Raw genomic sequence first — 20,420 nt, forward strand, 5'->3', positions numbered from 1 at the left:
CTATGAATCACCTTTTTCTATCTTCAGGATTTTACATCACTGAGTTACCACCTCTGATTGTTCCAGGTGTTATGGTTGGCGATCGCTTGTCACTAAATAACAGATTATTTCAACCCTCACTCTCAGCAACTAGAGACTATTGACGCTTTACTCTCGTTTTGAGAGTATTAAAGAGTATCCATTTTTCTAGCAGGATTTGCACTTAATTGCTTCGAGAGTTGTGATTTTGTTTCGCTTTTTCTCTTATTTTTTATACATCTATTGTCTATACTGTCAATGATTAAATTCCATATTATAGATAATAGATATGCATATAATTTCAATTCGCAATCTTCGCACTGATGCGGCTCAGTATTCCGATGTTAAGAAGCAAATCGATAACTGGTATGTAACTGTTCAGAAGGCAAAATGGCAGAACTTGGAGGATGTTCGTAAGATTTACCGAGATGCTGAAGCGGTTGGCAATTTCACTATTTTCAACATTAAGGGTAATGATTATCGCCTGATTGTTGGGATTGATTATGACGACCAAGTAGTTTACTACAAATACTTTCTCACACATGCCGAATACGATAGAGGTAAATGGAAGAATGACCCTTACTTTTGACCAGGCTGCTTATAGCAATCTGCTAGCTGAAGTAGCTCCCAAATTGATTGAAACGGAAGAGGAATACGAACGCATATTAAAAGTTGCAGAGCGTCTAACTTTTGCGAAAAATCGTACTCTTGAGGAGCGAACTTTACACAAGTTGCTAGTGAACCTAATTGAAGCATATGAAGCACAGAATTACCCAATGAATGTGTCTGCGCCTCATGAGATACTTCAACACATTATGGAAGCAAGTGGAACTCGTCAAGCTGACTTGGTAGGGGTTATTGGATCGAGCGGTGTGGTGTCTGAAGTAGTAAATGGTAAACGTTCAATTAGTAAAGCACAAGCCAAAATACTTGGTGATTACTTCAAAGTTTCACCTACCTTATTCATCTAAGCTTCTCACTAATACTTCCGCTCTTTTGGTTCAAACATAGTAATCGCCACAGGTCGATACTGTATATCAATTCCCGCTGGTGAATAGTAAGCCATTGTGTGTTTGAGAAAGTTAGCATCATCTCGCTCGGAATAATCTTCGCGGAAGTGTGCGCCGCGGCTTTCTTGGCGATTTAGGGCTGATGCCAAAATTGTCTGTCCCACTACCATTAAACTTCGCAGTTCTAAGGCTTCCACAAGTTCCGTATTCCAGCAACTTCCTTTGTCATCTAAATAAATTTGTGGATATCGCTGTTGGATTTCTTCTAATTTTTGTAACCCTTCACTCATTAATGCCTCAGTGCGGAAAACACCGCAATACTCAGTCATACAATCTTGGAAGGCTTCACGAACTTGATTAATGCGATACTCTCCTGGTTGTTCTAGCAAAGCTTGGATTTGTTGCTGGGCTTCTTTGAGATAGCGTTGCTCATCCACAGAGGGCAATTTACGTTTTTGCACAAATTGGGCGATCGCCGCCCCAGTCCGTTTACCATAAACTACACACTCCAAAAGTGAATTACTCCCCAAGCGATTCGCCCCATGTACGGAAACACAAGCTGTTTCCCCAGCGGCAAAGAAAGCTTCAACTAAGCCATCGCCACTACTGCGGACTTGACCATCGATGTTTACTGGGATACCACCCATACAATAATGAATTGTCGGGCGTACTGGCATAGGTTGAGTTACAGCGTCAACACCTACTAGTCGATGGGCTTCTTCCCAGCAGAAGGGAACGCGACTCATAATTTTTTCTTTACCCATGTGTCGCAGATCCAGATAAACAAAGGGACCGCCAGCGCTACCGTCAGAATGGACACCACGACCGGCGCGAATTTCATAAGCGATCGCCCGTGAGGTAATATCACGAGGAGCTAGTTCCATACGACTGGGTGCGTAGTTAGCCATAAAGCGATCGCCTTCGCTATTAATCAAATACGCCCCTTCACCGCGTACTGCTTCGGAAATCAGGACTCCTACCGGATATAAGCCAGTGGGATGAAATTGGACAAATTCCATATCTTCTAAGGGTAAACCGGCGATCGCAGTCATTGCCAGACCATCACCCGAAGAAGCGTAATCATTGGAGGTGGTGTTATAAACGCGGCCATAGCCGCCAGTAGCAAACATCACTGCCTTAGCCCGCAGAACCTCAACATGCCCATCCAACAAATGGAACATCACCACACCCTTAGCCTGCCCCTCTTCTAAAATGAGGCGCATCACGTACCACTCTTCATAAACTTGCACCCCATAACGCCGCAGGTTGTTAACTAATTCATGCAAAATTGCGTGACCAGTCTTGTCTGCCGCGTAGCAAGTGCGGTTGTGGGAATGTCCGCCAAAAGCCCGTTGGGCAATACGACCGTCGGGTAACCGCGAGAACAAAACGCCCATGTGTTCCAAATCAATTACTACATCTGGCGCTTCCTGGGCGAGAATTGCCACAGCATCTTGATCTGCTAAATAGTCAGAACCCTTGACAGTATCAAAAGCATGTGCTTCCCAGCTATCTTCGGAATCGACATTTTTCAGCGACGCAGCCATACCACCTTGGGCTGCCACCGAGTGGGAGCGAATCGGGTGGGTTTTGGCAACCACAGCGATATTTAAACTAGGGTCGGTGCGGGCAATTTCCACAGCAGCGCGACATCCCGCCAATCCACCGCCAACAATAATCACATCGTGTTCCAGCATAATTAGTCCCCGACTGCAAACCACTGCTGTTCTATTGTAGAAACCCAATTCAAGTGTTTTTGAACTACACCACTTCTTGCCTTAACCATGCATCTCTACAAAAAAATTCCCTGCCCATAGACAGGGATGTTATTACAAATTTTGAAGTTAGTTAAAAATCAAAGGCTCAGACTTCCTTAGAGTCAGATGCGACTTGCTTATGGGGAAGACCCCAAAGACCGCAGTGGCTCAACTTTCCAAGACGAATCTTAGATTCAAGGAAAAATCTAAAATCTAAAATCTAAAATCCAAAATTGAATGACTCCTAACTATGCTAGCTAGCTAGTTGTACAGGTTTTTGCTGAGACACATTCCCTGGGATAGGTTCCGTTTTGGTTCCAGGTTCTATAGGAACCATTTCAATATGATTTAACAATGTAGTCACAAACGCAAACAGCAAGAAAGGCAGCGATAGCAGAACGACGAGACCTACTGTTGCTAAAGCGTACACCGGTTTCTTAGCACCCATTAGCGCCAAGGCTGATGCCAAACTTAGAGTAATTGTAATTAACCAAACAATTATTTGACCGTAGATATCACCAAAGGTCAGGGTACAGACATACCGATAGCTTTGAATATTATTTCCGCTCATCACATTTGCCTCAAGTCTCTCTTATAGGTTCTACCTTAGAGCCATGTTTGGCTTGTAGACAATTTCTAAATATTTTTGCAAAGTTCGTAATATAACTTCATACTTGATTTTTTTTGTTACATAAAGAAAATTCTGAGATTGGCTTCCATACCAGAAAATATATGTGTCACTTGCGTCAGTCCTGGTAAGGTCTAAGTTACAGATTTAAACCTGAACTGAAATCAGCCATTGAATAGTTGTCGCTTGCTCGAACTCTCTGGGATAACTGAATAAGCGATCGCTAATAGCTAATTATTGAGTGTTTACAATTTTTCTGTTGAGTCTCAACACCAGAATCAACCGTATTACATGGGAAGTTAGAGTTACAACAACCAAGCTTCAAGTCACGGCAAAAATGCCAGCTTGCTCAATCATTCAATCAAAGACCAAGAGCGCTCGATGTTGACGTAGGCTAAGCTTTTGCCTAAATTTTTAAGTAATTTCCTAATTGCTTCTTCTATAAATAGAGGCTTTGCTCTAAAAGACAAAAAATATAATAGTGCATAAAGCCAGGATAATTTTTGTCATCTGTTAAATTCCGGATATTTAGGATATAGGATTTAATTTTTTGCTACTCACTGTTAAGTAAATAAATCCATTCAAACCAGGATGTAAAAACGGATTTTTTGATGTTAAATTTTGAGTATTGTCCGAATTTGTTGATATAAATCAACAAAACCTTTTATTCTTCGTGGCAATAATTGTTTTAGGAGTGAACGTGAATACTAGCTTTCTTCGTAAAGGTGTTTTTTGGTTACCAAGTATAGCTACTCTTACAGTCCTGAGTAGCGGCTTATCTGCTATTGCCCAGACAGTGGATGCGGTAAACACTCAGCCACTAACCGAGTCTCCGGCAGCTGTAGTGTCTGGCAATGAATTAAGTACTGAACTGGAGGTTACAGAAACAACTGAGCCATCTACAGTAGCAAATGTAACTAGGATAGATCAGTTGCCCAATGGTGCGGCAGAAACCCTCACACCCATTCCAGGGACAGTTGCAACCTCATCTGCAAAGCTTATTTCTGAGCCTGTGCAACCCAATTCTGAGTCTATTTCTCAACCATCTGCTCCCAAAGTGGCACAATCAGATATCGATCTAGGTACAACTACTCGTGGCGGTAGTAGCTATGTTGGGGTTGCTGGGAATATTGGTTTGAGTGGTGGAGACTCATCTTTAGGCGATGGCAACTTCGCGGTAATCAGCAAAGTCGGCTTAACAAGTGCTATATCAGTCCGACCATCCGCTATCATTGGCGACAATACCACAGTTTTACTTCCCGTCACCTATGATTTTTCTTTCAAGCCAGCAGATGTTTTTAGCGAACCGTTAGGCATTGCACCTTACGTAGGAGTGGGTGCAGCCTGGAAAACTGGTGATGATTCCCAATTTGCCTTTTTAATATCTGGTGGGGTTGATGTGCCTCTTAGTTCTCAATTTACGGCAACAGCGTCTGTGAATGCAGGATTTTTCGATCAAACTGACGTGGGCTTGTTACTAGGTGTTGGTTATAATTTCAATGGCTTTTAAAAGTTAGGAGTTAGGAGTTAGGAGTTAGGAGTTAGGAGTTAGGAGTTAGGAGTTAGGAGTTAGGAGTTAGGAGTTAAGAATTCAGAATTGATAACGAGTCTAGATCTGATTAGCGTATTCATTGATCGTGAATTCTCCTGATTCTTGAATTATTCTGACTCCAGAATTCTGAATTCTGAATTCTGAATTCTGACCTTAACTCCTAACTGTTAACTTTCTACTTAGGGGTAACTTTATCAATTACCTTGATTTTGCCATCGTCTCCTACAGTCCAGACATCGTAAACACCGATGACATCACCGTTAGCATCAACATCTACATTACCGCTGGCTCCTTGGTAGTTAATATCTTTACCTTCTTTGAGCAACTTCAGTCCCTCGCAGACATCGGTAACTTCTGTACCAGGGCCGCCAGCAACTTCACGGATGTGCTTGGCTATCCCAGGGCCTGTATTTTGTTTAGCAGCTTGCGCCGCCAATACTAATAAAGCAGCAGCATCCCAAGCTTGGGGAGCGAATTCCCCTGGTGAACTATTTTTTTTCTCTTGCCAAAGCTTTTTTAAAGCGTCTAATGCTTTACCATCAGAACCAGGGACTGTGCCGATGGTTCCAGATGCAATGTATTTACCGTCACTACCTTTGCCAACTTGACCAGGAAATTCGTCTGATTTCATACCATCTGTCAGCATTACCTGCACGCCTTTACTTAGACCTTGCTGATATGCTGACTTGAGCAACAGGCTACCTGTTTCTACATAAAAAACTCCAAGGACTGCATCTGGCTTGCCAGCAAAAGCAGCAGTGGCTTCACTTTCAAAGGTAGTTGCTTTGGGGTCGTAGCGGACAGGATTCTTTTTATTGACTATGGTTCCCCCCAATTTTTCAAAAGCTTGAACAAATGCTTTTTCAAAACCCACACCATAGTCGTTATTAATTACGACGGTGGATACTCGCTTGAAACCTTTTTTAGTGGCGAGTTGGGCTAAAGCTGGGCCTTGGTAGCTATCAGGGGGAACTGTACGTGCCCAAAAACCTTTGAAGTCGCCTTTTTGTGCCTTTTCAGTAAATACAGGGCTGGTGCTACCTGGTGAAATTAACATCACTTGATTTTGAGCAGCAATTGAAACGGCGGCTGTGGAAACACTGCTAGCAAAAGAGCCAACGACGCCTGCAACCTTATCTACTGATGCTAGTTTAGTCATACCGGCAGCACCAGCTTTCGGGTCTGTTTGGTCGTCTACAGCAACAAGGGTAACAGGTTGGCCATTTACACCACCGCAAGCGTTGACGGTTTGCACTAGCAAGGGAACACTAGCAGCCATCTGCTGTCCAATAGATGCTAAATCGCCTGTTGTTGGCAGCAGGGAACCAATTTTCAGTCCACTAGCTGTAGGGTTACTTCCATTACCATCTTCACAAGCCCCTAACAGAAACCCACTTGCTAGGGTAATTATACTCAAGGTTAAGGCTGCACTAATTCTTTGCATAAGTTACTTTCACTCCTCAATATATTTAGGAGCCTAAAAGTAATATTCAAACTACATTTGCAAGTTAGTTTGATTTTATCAGGACTCCAAAGGATAAATCATATCATCCCTCTGAAGAAGTAAAAGTCCTTACTCTTAAGTGCGAGTATTTTTTGCACACAATATAGTGCGATATCTATGTCAAAGTCTGAAAAACGGAGAGGGAGGGATTCGAACCCTCGGTACGGAGTTGCCTGCCGTACAACAGATTAGCAATCTGCCGCTTTCGACCACTCAGCCACCTCTCCTGGGTCACGAATAATAAGGTTAGCAGATTTATTTGGGAGAGTCAATAGTCATTAGTCATTTGTCTTTTGTTTTTCTCCAATGACCAATGACTAATTTCTCAAAGGACTTGCGATCGCATCCAGGCCACGGGCAAAGAACGTAACTTTTGCCACTGAGGCACGTAGGCGCGTTTCGTGAAGGCATTATAATCGTTACGTTCAATTACGGTTAAAATCCCACTGTAATGCATCAGAGCCGCCCACACAGGCCAACGACCATCATAAGCTAGGCAGGAGATTCCTTTTTCTGCCTTGCGATAAAACTGTCGTGCCCGAGCAATTTGAAAGCGCATTAAGGAACGCCAGCGATCGTCAACTATACCCGCAAACAAATCTTGTTCGGTATAGTTGAATCTTGCCAAATCTTCTAGAGGAATATAAATTCGCCCACGTCGCGCATCCTCGCCTACATCCCGCAAGATGTTGGTGAGTTGCTTGGCAATTCCCAAGGCAATTTCTTCTTCGGTGGGATTATGTGACTGTTGTTGACGATTCCACGGAGCTGTATTTTTGCTAGTATCCAATCCCATGACTGCTGTTGACATCAAGCCTACAGTGCCGGCGACACGATAACAGTAGAGATATAACTCCTCGAAGGTTTCATAGCGACTTCGGTATAAGTCCATACGTTGACCAGCTATCATATCCCGAAAAGGCTCAATGTCCATCGGGAAGCGTTGAACAGTATCTACCAAAGCTACGTCGAAATTATCCAATGGGCGTCCAGCAAAAATCGATTCTAGCTGCTGCTCCCATAGGTCTAGGGTTTCTGGGGTGGTAATAGCAGATGCAGGACCATCCACCAGTTCATCTAAACGGCGACACCAAGCATAGATTGCCCAAATAGCAGGACGCTTTTCCTTGCTCAGAAGCAAAGTACTGAGGTAAAAAGTCGTGGAATACTTGGCTATGAGATGACGACAAAGTTCGTAGGACTCGTCCACAGAGACCAGCGTTTTCATGCGGGCTTTCGATTCAGGCAGTTGCAGCATTCGTTGCAGGCGGTCGGGTGAGCGTTTGCAGGTTTGAGGATTTTGCTACCGGGAAGGCCTCAGAAATCGCCTGTGCTGTCAGCTTACCAGAAAGTACGGCACCTTCCATACTGCCTAAGTAGCGTTGCATGGTGTAACTTCCGGCGAGATAGAAGTTGACAATTGGCGTGACTTGTGCAGGACGGTACTGTTGACGACCGGGGGTCGCTTTGTAAACTGAACGCGGCGTTTTCACCACATGAGATTTCAGCAGTTTTGCTGGGTTGTCTCCCCCAAAGTGGTCGGGGAAGAGTTTTTCTAACTCGGCAATTGTTGCAGCCACAATCTCCTCATCGGATTTGGCTATCCAATCTTTTGCCGGGGCTAGAACTAATTCCAGCATCGAGCGGTCAGGGTTGGCGTATTCACGGCAGGTATTGCTCATATCAGCATAAACGCTCAGGAGTGGCGATCGCGAAAATAGCAAGTGATCAATTTCTGTCAGTTTCCGGTCAAACCACAGATGCAGGTTGATCACTGGTACTCCTTCTAAGCCTTCTAGCTTCTGGAAAAACTCCATTTGCTTCCAAGACCCAGGCAAGATCGCTTTCAGGGGGTCAACTGATATGGCTGATACATAGGAATCAGCTGTGATAATTTCATCTTCTGCTCCATTTAACCCCCGAATCAAGAATCCTTTAACCGTGTTATCGGGGTTGAGCAAAATTTCTTTCAACGGTGCATTTAACCGCACTTCGCCACCACGTTCTGTGATGTAATCTACGATAGGGTTGCATAGGCGTTCTGTGGGAGAACCGTCCAAAAATGCAATCTTAGAACCGTATCGTTCTTGCAGAAAGCGGTTTAGCGCAGTTAACAGAATCGTTGCAGAAACTTCATCGGGATTGATAAAGGTGAGGGCTTTACATGCAGCGATAAACACGTCACTAGTTACTCGCTCATCAACACCTTGCCTTTCCAACCACTCTAAGAAGCTGTACTTGTCCATGTCTTCAACATACTTTTGACCCCGAACCACTGCTGGAAGTAGGCCAATTGCAAATCGAATCTTCTGCTCCCAAGTCAACATGTCTTTGTTGCGAAGAATCGATGCAATCACGTTGAATGGAGATGGAATGTCTGGAACATCAAAACGTGAGAATGTCCCAGGCTTGTCTGGTTGATTGAAAATCAGTGTGTGCTCTTTCCACTGGAGTCTGTCTTCAATGCCCAACTCCTTGAGCAATTGGAGCATATTCGGGTATGCCCCAAAGAAGGCGTGTAACCCGGTTTCGTACCAGTCGCCATCAGAGTCTTTCCAAGCCGCAACAAGGCCACCCAGTACGTCCCGGCTTTCCAAGACAATGGGAGTATGACCTGCGTCTGTAAGATATTTCGCGCAGGAAAGCCCTGCTAGACCAGCACCCGCGATCGCTACTCGCATTTAACCCTACTGCCTTTCAATATTTCTTAATGGTTTTGCCGTTTTCATTATACGTTGCAATCCGTTACATTTAGTGGTCGTTGTGCGATCGCTTTCCCAAAAAACTTGTTTCAAAGGGAATTTTGCCTAACACACACCCATCAAGACAACCATTGTTGACAATGGCTTTGCAGCCTTGATTTCATCTAAATTTAGACTACCAGATGTAGAGAAACAAAATTCATTACCTCTGACTAAAAAAACTACTTATTAACTGTTGTCTCAAAGTAGTTGATTTCTTTGGTAATCCGTGTATTTGCTCTCAGGAAATGTTTGCGGCATTGCTGAAGACTCCTAATCCATTTCCAGGTTACTTTCCTGAAAATTATGTTTAAGTAAAAATAAATACTTTATTTGTTTATGATTAAGTATTTTGACTATTGTAATTGAGTTGCACCTGTGAGATGTAAAATTCAATGGAAAGCTATTAACAGCTCGATTTGAGGATTAGTCGCGATCGCACAATTTAAACTAAATACATTTCAGTAGAGAAGGCGATCGTAAATCGTGCTGCATCCCATAGTCAGTTCTAGCAAATTCTATTTGCAATATTAAACGGTCTTGATGACTAGGGGTAATTCCCTTATGGAAAGAAAGCGGATCTTCCACAAATCCAAAACCAGCTTTGCCGCAAATCTTCACTAAAGATTCGGAACCATAATAATCGATGATATCTTGGTCTGTTTCTCGTTTGCGTAGCCAAAGATGTGACCATTTTTTCTTCTTATGACTACTACGAACACAAACATGAGGTCCACTGCGATCATCCACATCAGTTAAATAGAAAAAAAACTTCAAAAAACGATAATCGTCTATATCATAGTGAAACAATTGAGCAGCTTGACTTTGCTGATAAAATGTTGTTTGTCCGGAAAAGCTCCACCACATCAGATTCCCTTGATGTATTGGTTCAGCATCCAAAAATGCAGCAGCTATTGCCAATAATTTTGGATCATTTTGGATTTTTTTGATAGCAGGGCAAAACAAAGCTGTATTAAAATAACTTCCAATGATAAACTGCTTTCCTGACTTAGTTTGGGCTTGTTCTTTTTGATGGTAATGGAAACCCATATCTGGTTTTCTATTACCATAACAAGCTGTTGAATGAGCAAATTCGATGATTTCTTTAACAATGTCTTGAGGCAGATGAATCCCCAAATGTAAACCTTCAGTTTTAAGATGGTTAACAACTTCATCTACATTGACATCTGGAAAACAAGAATTGCTCTGATTAAAATCTAATTTAGCTGAACGCTTTAAGAAATAAATCATGATAGCTCGCCCAATTTTAAATCGAGCAATTTTACGCATCAAAAGCCATCTAGGATTTTTAATCAATCCTTTGTAATTTTCGTAACAAATATTATAAATTTTGGAAATAATTCTATCTAAACAGTTATTAAATAAGCTTATTGACATAAATCTCCTGGGATGAAAACAGCAGGATGCAATGCCTGTAGCAAGACACTCTTGGATCTAAGCAAAAATACTTTTGCCGAAAAACCGATTTAGACTTACGTAAGTAATACCATGTAACTGGTATCTTAATTCTTAAAAATGAATAACGATATTTACTGAAAGATATATTTACTGTTTCTTTTTATAAGTCACTCTTTTTTTAAAGAGTTACTGAAAGTTTGAAGGAAATTGAGCATTGGGAGTGCTGTATATGGATAGCAGGGAGTTTAGCTTGTGAGAAGTTAGGAGTTAGGAGTTAAGAATTATTCTCCCCTGTGCCCCTCATTCCCCTCATCTCCTCCACTCCCCACTCCTGATAAAGGTATAGGATTAGAGTTGATATTTTGAAGTTGAGCATCCCAGTTGTATTGCTACACAACTATAGGTAAAGGATTATGGCACGATCGCAAGAGCTAAACCGCTTTGGACATCACCTGATTCTAGGTATTTCTAGTACTACATTAAGTGATGACGATAAACGGGCACTCAGTGAATTAAAGCCGATAGGGGTGATATTTTTTGCTAAAAATTTTCTGGATGGCACCCCCTATGAGGTTTGGCTACAAAAGTTCAAGGATCTAAACAACCAGATACGAGAATATACTGGACGTGATTCCATGTTTTTGACTTTGGATCATGAAGGAGGTCGTGTTGTTCGCACACCAGCGCCGATTACGCGATTTCCTCAAGCGTTATTGTTGCGATCGCACGCCTACGAAGTAGCAAAAGCCACAGCCGTGGAGCTAAAATCACTAGGAATAAATTTATCTTGGGCACCCGTAGCAGATATTTTTTCCCATCCCAATAATCCTGTAATTGGCTCTCGTGCCTTTGGTAGCACTCCCGAAACTGCTGCTCAAGATGCCCGTGACTACTACCTTGGACTTCGAGATTCAGGAATTATTGGATGCGCCAAGCATTTCCCCGGACATGGAGACACAAGCCAAGATTCTCACATCGAGCTACCAATACTCAATTTGACCTTAGAAGAATTGCGACTTCGAGAACTGATACCTTTCAAAACCCTCATCGAAGTACAGATTCCTCTAGTTATGACTGTCCATATCTTATTTCCCAGGATAGATCCTGATGTGCCAGCAACTCTTTCCCGTCCTATTCTCAAAAACATACTAAGGGAGGAACTGGGTTTTCAGGGAGTGGTTGTTTCTGACGACTTAGATATGAAAGCAATCTCAGATATGTTTATTCAAGCTGGTACTGTGGCGCGGTCATTTAATGCAGGCTGCGACCTGTTTATTGTTTCACGTAATATTAATTCATCATCTATTGAAAGAACTTATCGGATTGCTGAAGATTTTGCCGATTCTCTGAGTAACGGTAGCTTAGATGAAGCAGTCGTGGAAGCAGCTAGAGAAAGGATTGAGAAACTACTGGCAGTAACACCGCAATATACCGTCCAGGCTTTGAATAAAGATATCTTATTGCAACATGCTCAACTGGCGATCGCTAGTTGCTATTCATAAATGGGTGGTATAGGGGTCGAACCTATTTCTGCGGGTTAAAAGCCCGCTGCACAGCCGGTATGCCAACCACCCTAGTTAATTTGAAAAAGAAATGAGCAAGTGCGATCGTATTACATCGCAAATCTTGTAACACCAAACTTATACAGGAGATTTCAAGTTAATGAAGTACACTAATCTAGCTCTCAAAGCTAGATAGAGAAACTATTCTAATTCTGAATTCTGACTCCTGAATTCTGAATTCTGCTGTATATAAATCCACCAGGGAGGTACTGCCCCTCCTATTTCTGTGTTATCAGCACAGCGCCTCGCTTTTCGGCTCCAGGTGGAAAAAGAGGAAGATGGAGGAATCGAACCCCTACAGTTGCCCGTACTCCAAGGTTCAAGCTTGGTTGCCGTCCATTCAGCAGCATCTTCCATTCAAGGGCGTCTGACGGGACTCGAACCCGCTGTGACTGGTTCCACAAACCAGCGCCTCGACCACTTTGGCTTCAGACACCATCAGTGGAATCAATGGGATTTGAACCCATAACCTCCTGCTTGCAAGGCAGGCGCTCTATCCATTTGAGCTATGACCCCATATTTGGTGGATACTGGTCGGAATCGAACCGACAACCTTCTAACAGCCAGTTAGACGCTTTACCAATTAAGCTACAGACCCATAGGCGGGAGTGGTAGGACTTAAACCCACAACCTTCAAGGTAGAAACTTGAAGCTCTATTCCATTGAGCTACACTCCCAAGATTTGGTAGTCCTGGCAGGAATTGAACCCGCGACATTCTTCTTGTAAGGAAGACACTCTACCAATTGAGTTACAGGACTACACAAGCGAGTGGAGGGACTTGAACCCACGCACTGAGTATGGCGCACTCAGATGCTACCGATTACATCACACCCGCAAGTTTCAGAGCGGACGGCGAGATTTGTAGCTTGCTTCCCGGAGGGTACTCGCACGAAGACGGTGGAAACGTCTCATGCTGCCGTTACATCACACCCGCATCAAGCTGGTAACAGGAATTGAACCTGCAACCTACTGATTACAAGTCAGTTGCTCTGCCAATTGAGCTACACCAGCACTATTTTTGGATTTTAGATTGACCCCATAGCTTCAGATATGAGTTTGAGTAAAGAATTGTAGATTTGGGATGAAAGTATTTGTTGCACAAATAAAGCAAGCTTGCTCTCACACCTTTTTAAATTTTCAGTTTGAATCAACAATCGAAAATTTAAAATCTAAAATCTAAAATTTGGTGACGGGGGCAGGAGTCGAACCTGCCGATGTTCAGGTTATGAGCCTGACGAGCCACCGTTGCTCTATCCCCGCATATTCACCAATACCCCTGACTGGATTTGAACCAGCAACCTCTTCGTTCTAGGCGAAGCGCCTCTTCCGTTGGGCTACAAGGGCAAAGTCTGAGTGGCAGGGATTGTAGACCCCTTAGCGGCTTCCCGCAGGGTTTTACGACCTGGAGTTCCCGAAACTCCCGCGCTCCCAACTGCGCCACACCCAGATATTTTGGTACTCCCGACAGGATTTGAACCTGCAAAAAACTAGATCCTCGGTCTAGTGCGTCTTCCGTTCCGCCACGAGAGCTTAGTACCCCTGACAGGATTTGAACCTGCAAAATCTGGACTCTGATTCCAGCACGTATGCCAGTTCCGTCACAGGGGCATATCGGGATGGCAGGACTCGAACCTGCGACTCCATGCTCCCAAAGCATGGCTTCTCGCCGCTGAATTACATCCCGTTGGTACTCCTGGTGGGAGTCGAACCCACAACTAAACAGATTTTAAGTCTGCCACCTCTTCCAATTGGGCTACAGGAGCAAATTTTGGTACTCTTGGTGGGAATCGAACCCACAACTTACCGTTTTTGAGACGGCAGCCTCTTCCAGTTGGGCTACAAGAGCATGTTTGGCAGCCCCACCAGGACTCGAACCTGGAATCTTCGCCTTCAAAGGGCGCTATGTTGCCAATTACACCACAGGGCTTTATTGCCAGGGCAGGGTTTGAACCTGCAACCTCATCGTTCAGAGCGATGCGACTTACCAATTCGTCCACCCGGCATTAAAGAATTCGTAGTTCGTAATTCGTAATTCGTAATTATGTTCTGTGACGGGGATTTAAACCCCGACTAACATACAAGCCGTTTATAGAAACCTGGGTATCAATTTCTATTTAATTACGAATTACGAATTAGTAATTACGAATTATGATTGGCTGCCTCAGTAGGACTCGAACCTACAACCGCGCGGTTAACAGCCGCTTGCTCTGCCATTGAGCTATGAGGCAACGAAGCCCCCCAGGTCGGAATCGAACCGACGACCTCCTGTTCTTCAGACAGGCGCTAACTACCAACTGAGCTACCGGGGGATAAGGAGGAGAGATGGGTTTTACCCAGTGGACTGGTTTAATTCAACTCGAATCAGCCACTCCATCATCTCTCCCATGTAACGAGAGCGGAGGGATTTGAACCCTCAAATCTTCAGTTTCGTAGACTGAGATGTTATCCAGTTACACCACACTCTCAAGGCGGAGAAGACAGGATTTGAACCTGCGTCGGTATTATCCGATACTGTTTAGCAAACAGCTACCTTCGGCCACTCGGTCACTTCTCCTCAGTGGGTTGGGCAGGAATTGAACCTGCAACCAAGAAAGGACGCTTTTACAGAGCGCAGCCCACACCAATAGGCGAGCCAACCCAGAATAAGTCATTCCCCCGACCGGATTTGAACCCGCAATCTCTGGTTTGAAAGAACAGCGACTTAACCATTCGTCCACAGGGGCATGATTGAGAGAATTTTAGATTTTAAATTTTGGATTTTAGATTTTGGATTAAATTTTTTAATCTAAAATCTAAAATCCAAAATCCAAAATTGTCTGACGCAGGGACTAGGATTTGAACCCAGAACATCGGATTTGGAGTCACGAGGTGTTGCCGTTACACCATCCCTGCATTTGGTAGCAGTGGCGGGACTTGAACCCGCATCGACCCGGTTATGAGCCAGGGGCTTTACGTTAAGCTACACTGCGGTACCAGAGGCTGAGGTGAGATTTGAACTCACGATGTCGGTTTTGCAGACCAATGCCTTCAACCACTTGGCTACTCAGCCGTTTGGGAGTCCCGACGAGATTTGCACTCGCAGTCTTCAGCTTGAGGAGGCAGCGCGTTGCGGAGGTTCCCTCCGTTGTAGCGACTGCCGTAGGCTGACGGCTTAAACTATTCGCCTACAGGACTTCAACCAGGGTGACGGGACTTGAACCCGCAACATTTCCGCAGACAACGGAACGCTCTAGCCAATTGAGCTACACCCCGATTTTTGAGAATCTGTGCCTAAAATTTGAGGTTTTTAGGCACATGTTTTGTTGGTGAACTTGCCCATTTCTTATTCAGTTTTCAAGGTTCAGATAAATTATTTTTTACTGTTAGAAAATCTTAGGAAAACAACGGAAATTCTAGGTAGTAAATCTGTTGTATATTCCTGATGTATTCAGTCGTTTGTAACAGTGCAAACTTTGAACTTTTTTCGTTTCTTGCCTCTACTTCCGATGGTTTGCAAGTAGAAGCCGCTTTGTTGATTGGGGACTTTGGTTTATTCCAACGTCTGTCCTTAATTTGTATGTAGAACATCACTTTGACCTTTGCGAAGCTTGTCTTTCGCTTCACTACATTTATACTACAAAATACTACAAGAGGTGTCAAGGGGTTTGAGAAAATTTTTTTTAAATTGCCCACAAGAGTTTCTGTGCTTAGGTTTTAACTGACTAAGCACTCTAAAAAGTCACACTACAACTGATGAGATGATTGGGTGAGGGGTTAAAAGCTTGATTACAGAGACAACTACATCAAGCGACAAAGGATAATTAAGTCTTCAGTACGTCACGAGTTTGCCAAAATCAGCGGTATTGTCTAGGCTTCTAAACTAATGGGTTCTTGTGTCTGATTACCGATGGAGCGATTCAGGCAACAAACATCTAAATATAGCGGTTCCTGCATGGGTGAGGTATAGAAAAAAATATATCCTCGCAGGGGCGCACAGCTGTGCGCCCCTACCCACATACCTCATTCAAATGAGAATCGCTATAAATTAAAAACTCCATCGGTACGTTTTGCTCGGTATGATATTTGATCTGCAAGCATTTACCAATAGAAACGAGCTATGACCCAGAACTACCGCATTACCCTACTCCCCGGCGATGGCATTGGCCCTGAAATTATGGCAGTGGCGGTAGATGTGCTGAAAGTTGTAGGGAAGCAATTTGATATTCAGTTTGAATTCCAAGAAGCCCTCATCGGCGGTGCAGCAATTGACGCCACGGGCGAACCTCTGCCTTCTGCGACTTTAGATACTTGCCGTAATAGTGATGCTGTATTACTCGCTGCCATTGGTGGCTACAAGTGGGATTCTCTACCATCCAATTTACGCCCAGAAGCAGGTTTGTTGGGGCTACGTGCGGGTTTGGGATTATTTGCCAATTTACGCCCAGCAAAAATTTTGCCCCAGCTAATCGATGCTTCGACTTTGAAGCGGGAAGTTGTGGAAGGCGTCGATATTATGGTGGTGCGGGAATTGACTGGTGGGATTTATTTTGGTAAGCCCAAGGGAATTTTTACTACGGAAACTGGTGAAAAACGCGGTGTAAATACGATGGTTTACACTGAATCAGAAATCGATCGCATTGGAAGAGTGGCTTTTGAAGCAGCCCGCAAACGCGGCGGCAAACTTTGTTCGGTGGATAAAGCGAACGTATTAGAAGTATCTCAGTTATGGCGCGATCGCATTACTCAACTTTCTTCAGAATATCCAGACATCGAACTGTCTCATCTTTATGTAGATAATGCTGCCATGCAGTTGGTACGCTCTCCCAAGCAGTTCGATACCATTGTCACAGGTAATTTGTTTGGCGATATTCTCTCTGATGCTGCTGCCATGCTCACAGGTAGTATTGGGATGCTGCCTTCCGCTAGTTTGGGCGCTGAGGGGCCTGGTGTATTTGAACCAGTTCATGGTTCCGCCCCAGATATTGCAGGACAAGATAAGGCAAATCCTCTAGCACAGGTTTTGAGTGCGGCCATGATGTTACGCTACGGTTTAAATCAGCCAAAAGCCGCAGACCACATAGAAAAAGCCGTACTACAAGTTTTAGAACAAGGCGATCGCACTGGGGATATCATTTCACCTGGAAAAAATCTCTTAGGTTGCCGTGCTATGGGCAATGCGCTGATTTTAGCTCTTGAAGCTGAATAAATTCATAATTCAACCTGGGCAATTTGGCAACCTTTACCATAAGTTTCGGGTAGACTAGAGAGAAATCTAGCAATCAAATAACAGTCGATAGTGTACGCATTACGACAAGGCCAAACAAATTTCACCGTTCCAAAGAACCAGCCACCTTTGATTGATACCGCCGTAATCAGAGCCGCTGGGCAGATCTACTATACTCACTGTGAAGTACATCCCGAAATAGCTGGGCAACCTTCCGGTGTAGCAATTAATCGCATGACTCATCGAGGTAAGGTTATTTTTACTAACCAACCAGTTCTCTTACCTCAAGAATGTTTTGTGCCCTTGAGTCAAATTGAATCCCACATGTATTAAGCATTGGGCATTGGGCATTGGGCATTGGTCATTAGTCATTGGTCATTGGTCATTAGTTATTAGCCCTCGACAAAGGGCAAATGACAAACGATAAATGACGAAGGACAAATGACAAAGGACAAATGACTATATGGACATTTTATTCGCCGCCTTGGCGAGTGCAATTGTCTTTGCTTTGGGTGCATCCGTTGGCAGTTTTATCAATGTTGTTGTTTATCGGCTACCTGCTGGGTTGTCAATTCTTTGGCCGCCTTCTCGTTGTCCGCGTTGCTTAAACCAGCTAAAAGCCTACGACAATGTACCAGTCTTCGGCTGGATTTCTTTAAGAGGGCGGTGTCGATATTGCAAAAGCAAAATTTCTCCCCGTTATCCTGTGGTAGAAGGGATAACGGGAATAATTTTTTTGCTGGTTTTTTTAGTATTCAAAGCTTCAACTTTCACAATAGGCTATTGGGCTTTTTGCAGTTGGTTATTGGCGCTATCGCTGATTGACCTGGATACAATGACCTTACCCAATGCACTTACTAAGTCGGGTTTGGTGGTGGGAATTTTATTTCAAATGGTGGTTGGTTTTTTACCAGAGGCTAGTTCTGTAGCACTGGTAAATCACTTGATGATGGGCATAGTTGGTGCAGTATTGGGCTTATGGCTATTTGATGCGATCGCCATATTAGGTTCAATTGCCTTCGGTAAAGCTGCTATGGGCGCAGGTGACGCCAAGTTAGCAGCGATGATGGGAGCCTGGTTAGGATGGAAATATTTGCTCTTGGCTAGTTTTATCGCCTGTGTGCTGGGAGCGTTAGTGGGTAGCGGTGTGATTGTGCGATCGCGCCACAGACTCGGACAAAAGATGCCTTTCGGGCCTTTTCTGGCTTTAGGGTATGTAATTACTTTATTTGTTGGTGAAATTATTTTATCTAGCTACCTACGGTTATTTTTTCCAGCGTCATGAATTGGGATTGGGGACTGGGGACTGGGGACTGGGGACTGGGGACTGGGGACTGGGGAAGAGGAATTAAAAGTTAATATCCAATACCTAGTACCCAATACCCAATCCCCAGTCCCCAATCCCTTCATAATAATTCGTGACTGTAACTTGCATTACGCCATCTGCCCTTGACATTTTGATAATATTCAGCTCGTGACTTGTATTACCCTCTTAACGACGATTAGCTGTTGGCAAGCACAACTAATAAAACAGATACTGATTGCTTATGACCCAATACGGTTCAGTTAAGCCTTTTTTTCTCCCCCTGCCTCCCCTGCCTCCCCTGCTCCCCCTGCCTGCCTTAACAGATAAATTTCCTTAACTGAACTGTATTGGCTTATGACCCAGCAAAAAAATAATTAATTTGGGTAGGAGAGGGTAAGCATCTTATTTGGAGGTTAGTCTTTGCATGGCTTTCTCACTAGATTCATATAAAAAGTCCTCTAAAAAAAGAGCAAGAGACTTGTGTTGGCATGAGTATTTTCGTTAAGCTGGCAACCAAAGATGAAAATTAAGGTCTGAATTGCTTAAAAGCTTAATTTGACGATGTAGTCATTACTCATTGGTAAAAACAAATGGTTAATGGCTAAGGACAACCCGATAGGGCTTCAGATGGTTTCGACCTCATACCCACTTAAAATAAAATAAAAATGGCTAACAACGAAGAATCACGCGGTTTAAAGTCTTTATTTGATTGGTTTGCAAATCGACGTAAATCAGGATCTACCAGCCTCGAACGCCAAGAACGTGAAATTGCTGATGGTCTGTGGCATAAATGTTCTAATTGTGGTGTGTTGACATACACAAAAGACTTGAGAGCTAACCAGATGGTTTGTGTCGAATGTGGTCATCATAATCGTGTAGATAGCGATGAGCGTATCCGTCAATTGGTAGACCACAATACCTGGAAACCTCTAGACGAGCATTTGCGTCCAACCGATCCGCTGCAATTCCGCGATCGCAAACTCTACAGCGATCGCCTACGAGAAACCCAGGAAAAAATTGGCTTAATAGACGCAGTTAAAACTGGTTTGGGTCAAATCAATGGTTTACCTGTTGCCCTTGGGGTTATGGACTTCCGCTTCATGGGTGGTAGTATGGGTTCGGTTGTGGGAGAAAAACTCACCCGCATGATTGAGCAAGCCACTCAGCGACGGTATCCTGTAATTATTGTCTGCACCTCCGGTGGCGCGAGAATGCAAGAAGGAATGCTTTCCCTGATGCAGATGGCGAAAATCTCCGCAGCCTTACAACGCCATCAAGACGCCCGACTGTTGTATATTCCTGTTTTGACAAATCCTACAACAGGGGGCGTTACCGCTAGTTTTGCAATGTTGGGCGATATTATTTTGGCAGAACCCAAAGCAACCATTGGTTTTGCAGGTCGGCGAGTGATTGAGCAAACCCTACGGGAAAAACTGCCCGATGATTTTCAGACCGCTGAAGATTTACTCCTGCACGGCTTTGTCGATGATATTGTACCGCGTACCCAATTAAAGAACACCTTAGCCCAGCTGATTGCCCTACACCAGCCTGTGCTAACACCACCTCATATGGTGTTATGGGAAAGCATGACCTTGACTTCTACTGCCGCAGAATAAAGGATGGGGCATGGGGCATTGGGCATGGGGCATTGGGCATTAGTCATTAGTTATTTCTCCCCCTGCCTCCCCTGCCTCCCCTGCCTCCCCTGCCTCCCCTGCT

At 43.9% G+C, this 20,420-nt stretch carries 15 protein-coding genes and 29 tRNA genes; 9 read left to right on the top strand and 35 right to left on the bottom strand.

Annotated elements, in window-relative coordinates:
• Positions 1-2: 2 nt before the first annotated feature.
• The 3 genes from IQ276_RS12590 (at position 3) to IQ276_RS12600 (ending at position 989) form a co-directional block, all read left to right on the top strand.
• Positions 3-143, top strand: a complete 141-nt coding sequence (locus tag IQ276_RS12590) for a hypothetical protein (protein WP_193914454.1) — start codon at positions 3-5, stop codon at positions 141-143.
• Between the two features lie 164 nt (positions 144-307).
• Positions 308-607, top strand: a complete 300-nt coding sequence (locus IQ276_RS12595; RefSeq protein WP_193914456.1) for a type II toxin-antitoxin system HigB family toxin — start codon at positions 308-310, stop codon at positions 605-607.
• Positions 591-989, top strand: a complete 399-nt coding sequence (locus tag IQ276_RS12600) for a helix-turn-helix domain-containing protein (protein ID WP_193914458.1) — start codon at positions 591-593, stop codon at positions 987-989. Before IQ276_RS12595 ends, IQ276_RS12600 begins: the two co-directional genes overlap by 17 nt.
• Before the next feature lie 8 nt (positions 990-997).
• Here the strand turns inward: IQ276_RS12600 and IQ276_RS12605 are convergent, their stop codons facing one another.
• Positions 998-2,725, bottom strand: a complete 1,728-nt coding sequence (locus tag IQ276_RS12605) for a succinate dehydrogenase/fumarate reductase flavoprotein subunit (RefSeq protein ID WP_193914460.1) — start codon at positions 2,723-2,725, stop codon at positions 998-1,000.
• A gap of 313 nt (positions 2,726-3,038) precedes the next feature.
• Complete coding sequence (locus tag IQ276_RS12610) at positions 3,039-3,356, bottom strand: hypothetical protein (RefSeq protein ID WP_193914462.1); 318 nt, start codon at positions 3,354-3,356, stop codon at positions 3,039-3,041.
• Between the two features lie 757 nt (positions 3,357-4,113).
• Between IQ276_RS12610 and IQ276_RS12615 the strand changes: the two genes are divergently transcribed.
• Positions 4,114-4,923 carry a hypothetical protein gene (locus tag IQ276_RS12615; RefSeq protein WP_193914464.1) on the top strand — a complete coding sequence of 270 codons (810 nt, stop codon included), beginning with the start codon at positions 4,114-4,116 and terminating at the stop codon, positions 4,921-4,923.
• Positions 4,924-5,140: 217 nt separating this feature from the next.
• Here the strand turns inward: IQ276_RS12615 and IQ276_RS12620 are convergent, their stop codons facing one another.
• From IQ276_RS12620 to IQ276_RS12640, 5 genes are all read right to left on the bottom strand, one after another.
• On the bottom strand, positions 5,141-6,409 hold the full coding sequence (locus IQ276_RS12620) for an ABC transporter substrate-binding protein (RefSeq protein ID WP_193914466.1): 1,269 nt from the start codon (positions 6,407-6,409) through the stop codon (positions 5,141-5,143).
• A gap of 195 nt (positions 6,410-6,604) precedes the next feature.
• A tRNA-Ser gene (locus IQ276_RS12625) sits at positions 6,605-6,696 on the bottom strand.
• A gap of 98 nt (positions 6,697-6,794) precedes the next feature.
• Positions 6,795-7,727 (bottom strand): 15-cis-phytoene synthase CrtB, encoded by a 933-nt coding sequence (gene crtB, locus IQ276_RS12630; RefSeq protein ID WP_190881267.1) that lies wholly within the window; start codon positions 7,725-7,727, stop codon positions 6,795-6,797.
• Positions 7,711-9,150, bottom strand: coding sequence for a 15-cis-phytoene desaturase (gene pds, locus IQ276_RS12635; RefSeq protein WP_073640885.1), 1,440 nt, complete (start codon positions 9,148-9,150; stop codon positions 7,711-7,713). Before pds ends, crtB begins: the two co-directional genes overlap by 17 nt.
• Before the next feature lie 510 nt (positions 9,151-9,660).
• Positions 9,661-10,608 carry a phytanoyl-CoA dioxygenase family protein gene (locus IQ276_RS12640; protein ID WP_193914468.1) on the bottom strand — a complete coding sequence of 316 codons (948 nt, stop codon included), beginning with the start codon at positions 10,606-10,608 and terminating at the stop codon, positions 9,661-9,663.
• A gap of 434 nt (positions 10,609-11,042) precedes the next feature.
• Between IQ276_RS12640 and IQ276_RS12645 the strand changes: the two genes are divergently transcribed.
• Positions 11,043-12,131, top strand: a complete 1,089-nt coding sequence (locus IQ276_RS12645) for a glycoside hydrolase family 3 N-terminal domain-containing protein (protein ID WP_193914470.1) — start codon at positions 11,043-11,045, stop codon at positions 12,129-12,131.
• Between the two features lies 1 nt (position 12,132).
• Here the strand turns inward: IQ276_RS12645 and IQ276_RS12650 are convergent.
• The 28 genes from IQ276_RS12650 to IQ276_RS12785 form a co-directional block, all read right to left on the bottom strand.
• Positions 12,133-12,203, bottom strand: a tRNA-Lys gene (locus IQ276_RS12650).
• Between the two features lie 260 nt (positions 12,204-12,463).
• A tRNA-Ser gene (locus IQ276_RS12655) sits at positions 12,464-12,546 on the bottom strand.
• Between the two features lie 7 nt (positions 12,547-12,553).
• A tRNA-His gene (locus IQ276_RS12660) sits at positions 12,554-12,627 on the bottom strand.
• A gap of 6 nt (positions 12,628-12,633) precedes the next feature.
• Positions 12,634-12,707 (bottom strand) — tRNA-Ala (locus IQ276_RS12665).
• Between the two features lie 5 nt (positions 12,708-12,712).
• Positions 12,713-12,789: transfer RNA gene (locus IQ276_RS12670), tRNA-Ala, on the bottom strand.
• 5 nt (positions 12,790-12,794) lie between these two features.
• A tRNA-Arg gene (locus IQ276_RS12675) sits at positions 12,795-12,868 on the bottom strand.
• A gap of 6 nt (positions 12,869-12,874) precedes the next feature.
• Positions 12,875-12,950, bottom strand: a tRNA-Val gene (locus tag IQ276_RS12680).
• A 5-nt stretch (positions 12,951-12,955) separates the two neighbouring features.
• Positions 12,956-13,027: transfer RNA gene (locus tag IQ276_RS12685), tRNA-Gly, on the bottom strand.
• A 103-nt stretch (positions 13,028-13,130) separates the two neighbouring features.
• Positions 13,131-13,203 (bottom strand) — tRNA-Thr (locus IQ276_RS12690).
• A gap of 173 nt (positions 13,204-13,376) precedes the next feature.
• Positions 13,377-13,453: transfer RNA gene (locus IQ276_RS12695), tRNA-Met, on the bottom strand.
• Between the two features lie 10 nt (positions 13,454-13,463).
• A tRNA-Leu gene (locus IQ276_RS12700) sits at positions 13,464-13,536 on the bottom strand.
• A 109-nt stretch (positions 13,537-13,645) separates the two neighbouring features.
• A tRNA-Leu gene (locus tag IQ276_RS12705) sits at positions 13,646-13,722 on the bottom strand.
• Positions 13,723-13,726: 4 nt separating this feature from the next.
• Positions 13,727-13,800, bottom strand: a tRNA-Leu gene (locus IQ276_RS12710).
• Between the two features lie 3 nt (positions 13,801-13,803).
• Positions 13,804-13,876 (bottom strand) — tRNA-Pro (locus IQ276_RS12715).
• Position 13,877: 1 nt separating this feature from the next.
• A tRNA-Leu gene (locus IQ276_RS12720) sits at positions 13,878-13,955 on the bottom strand.
• Positions 13,956-13,961: 6 nt separating this feature from the next.
• Positions 13,962-14,038: transfer RNA gene (locus IQ276_RS12725), tRNA-Leu, on the bottom strand.
• A gap of 5 nt (positions 14,039-14,043) precedes the next feature.
• Positions 14,044-14,119 (bottom strand) — tRNA-Gln (locus IQ276_RS12730).
• A gap of 3 nt (positions 14,120-14,122) precedes the next feature.
• Positions 14,123-14,195, bottom strand: a tRNA-Gln gene (locus IQ276_RS12735).
• 150 nt (positions 14,196-14,345) lie between these two features.
• Positions 14,346-14,420: transfer RNA gene (locus IQ276_RS12740), tRNA-Asn, on the bottom strand.
• Between the two features lie 6 nt (positions 14,421-14,426).
• A tRNA-Phe gene (locus IQ276_RS12745) sits at positions 14,427-14,501 on the bottom strand.
• A gap of 81 nt (positions 14,502-14,582) precedes the next feature.
• Positions 14,583-14,657 (bottom strand) — tRNA-Arg (locus tag IQ276_RS12750).
• A gap of 4 nt (positions 14,658-14,661) precedes the next feature.
• Positions 14,662-14,746 (bottom strand) — tRNA-Ser (locus IQ276_RS12755).
• Positions 14,747-14,750: 4 nt separating this feature from the next.
• Positions 14,751-14,831 (bottom strand) — tRNA-Tyr (locus IQ276_RS12760).
• 181 nt (positions 14,832-15,012) lie between these two features.
• Positions 15,013-15,084 (bottom strand) — tRNA-Trp (locus IQ276_RS12765).
• Positions 15,085-15,087: 3 nt separating this feature from the next.
• Positions 15,088-15,161 (bottom strand) — tRNA-Ile (locus tag IQ276_RS12770).
• A 7-nt stretch (positions 15,162-15,168) separates the two neighbouring features.
• Positions 15,169-15,241: transfer RNA gene (locus tag IQ276_RS12775), tRNA-Cys, on the bottom strand.
• 3 nt (positions 15,242-15,244) lie between these two features.
• Positions 15,245-15,366 (bottom strand) — tRNA-OTHER (locus tag IQ276_RS12780).
• A gap of 4 nt (positions 15,367-15,370) precedes the next feature.
• Positions 15,371-15,444, bottom strand: a tRNA-Asp gene (locus IQ276_RS12785).
• An 844-nt stretch (positions 15,445-16,288) separates the two neighbouring features.
• Here IQ276_RS12785 and leuB point away from each other — a divergent pair.
• The 4 genes from leuB (at position 16,289) to accD (ending at position 20,317) form a co-directional block, all read left to right on the top strand.
• On the top strand, positions 16,289-17,377 hold the full coding sequence (leuB, locus tag IQ276_RS12790) for a 3-isopropylmalate dehydrogenase (RefSeq protein ID WP_193914472.1): 1,089 nt from the start codon (positions 16,289-16,291) through the stop codon (positions 17,375-17,377).
• A gap of 90 nt (positions 17,378-17,467) precedes the next feature.
• A complete protein-coding gene (locus IQ276_RS12795; protein WP_193914475.1) occupies positions 17,468-17,728 on the top strand; it encodes a hypothetical protein in 261 nt (86 codons plus the stop codon).
• A 130-nt stretch (positions 17,729-17,858) separates the two neighbouring features.
• Positions 17,859-18,680 carry a prepilin peptidase gene (locus IQ276_RS12800; RefSeq protein ID WP_235115621.1) on the top strand — a complete coding sequence of 274 codons (822 nt, stop codon included), beginning with the start codon at positions 17,859-17,861 and terminating at the stop codon, positions 18,678-18,680.
• Between the two features lie 686 nt (positions 18,681-19,366).
• A complete protein-coding gene (gene accD / locus IQ276_RS12805; RefSeq protein ID WP_193926039.1) occupies positions 19,367-20,317 on the top strand; it encodes an acetyl-CoA carboxylase, carboxyltransferase subunit beta in 951 nt (316 codons plus the stop codon).
• The last annotated feature ends 103 nt before the right edge of the window (positions 20,318-20,420 follow it).

Origin of the sequence: Desmonostoc muscorum LEGE 12446 (genome assembly GCF_015207005.2) — a bacterium.
Taxonomy (GTDB): domain Bacteria; phylum Cyanobacteriota; class Cyanobacteriia; order Cyanobacteriales; family Nostocaceae; genus Nostoc; species Nostoc muscorum.

What these genes read in the sequence shown, in the direction of transcription:
- IQ276_RS12590 (WP_193914454.1), top strand. Translation starts at nt 3, where the DNA reads ATGAATCACCTTTTTCTATCTTCAGGATTTTACATCACTGAGTTACCA.
- IQ276_RS12595 (WP_193914456.1), top strand. Translation starts at nt 308, where the DNA reads ATGCATATAATTTCAATTCGCAATCTTCGCACTGATGCGGCTCAGTAT.
- IQ276_RS12600 (WP_193914458.1), top strand. Translation starts at nt 591, where the DNA reads ATGACCCTTACTTTTGACCAGGCTGCTTATAGCAATCTGCTAGCTGAA.
- IQ276_RS12605 (WP_193914460.1), bottom strand. Translation starts at nt 2,725, where the DNA reads ATGCTGGAACACGATGTGATTATTGTTGGCGGTGGATTGGCGGGATGT.
- IQ276_RS12610 (WP_193914462.1), bottom strand. Translation starts at nt 3,356, where the DNA reads ATGAGCGGAAATAATATTCAAAGCTATCGGTATGTCTGTACCCTGACC.
- IQ276_RS12620 (WP_193914466.1), bottom strand. Translation starts at nt 6,409, where the DNA reads ATGCAAAGAATTAGTGCAGCCTTAACCTTGAGTATAATTACCCTAGCA.
- crtB (WP_190881267.1), bottom strand. Translation starts at nt 7,727, where the DNA reads ATGCTGCAACTGCCTGAATCGAAAGCCCGCATGAAAACGCTGGTCTCT.
- pds (WP_073640885.1), bottom strand. Translation starts at nt 9,150, where the DNA reads ATGCGAGTAGCGATCGCGGGTGCTGGTCTAGCAGGGCTTTCCTGCGCG.
- IQ276_RS12640 (WP_193914468.1), bottom strand. Translation starts at nt 10,608, where the DNA reads ATGTCAATAAGCTTATTTAATAACTGTTTAGATAGAATTATTTCCAAA.
- IQ276_RS12645 (WP_193914470.1), top strand. Translation starts at nt 11,043, where the DNA reads ATGGCACGATCGCAAGAGCTAAACCGCTTTGGACATCACCTGATTCTA.
- leuB (WP_193914472.1), top strand. Translation starts at nt 16,289, where the DNA reads ATGACCCAGAACTACCGCATTACCCTACTCCCCGGCGATGGCATTGGC.
- IQ276_RS12800 (WP_235115621.1), top strand. Translation starts at nt 17,859, where the DNA reads ATGGACATTTTATTCGCCGCCTTGGCGAGTGCAATTGTCTTTGCTTTG.
- accD (WP_193926039.1), top strand. Translation starts at nt 19,367, where the DNA reads ATGGCTAACAACGAAGAATCACGCGGTTTAAAGTCTTTATTTGATTGG.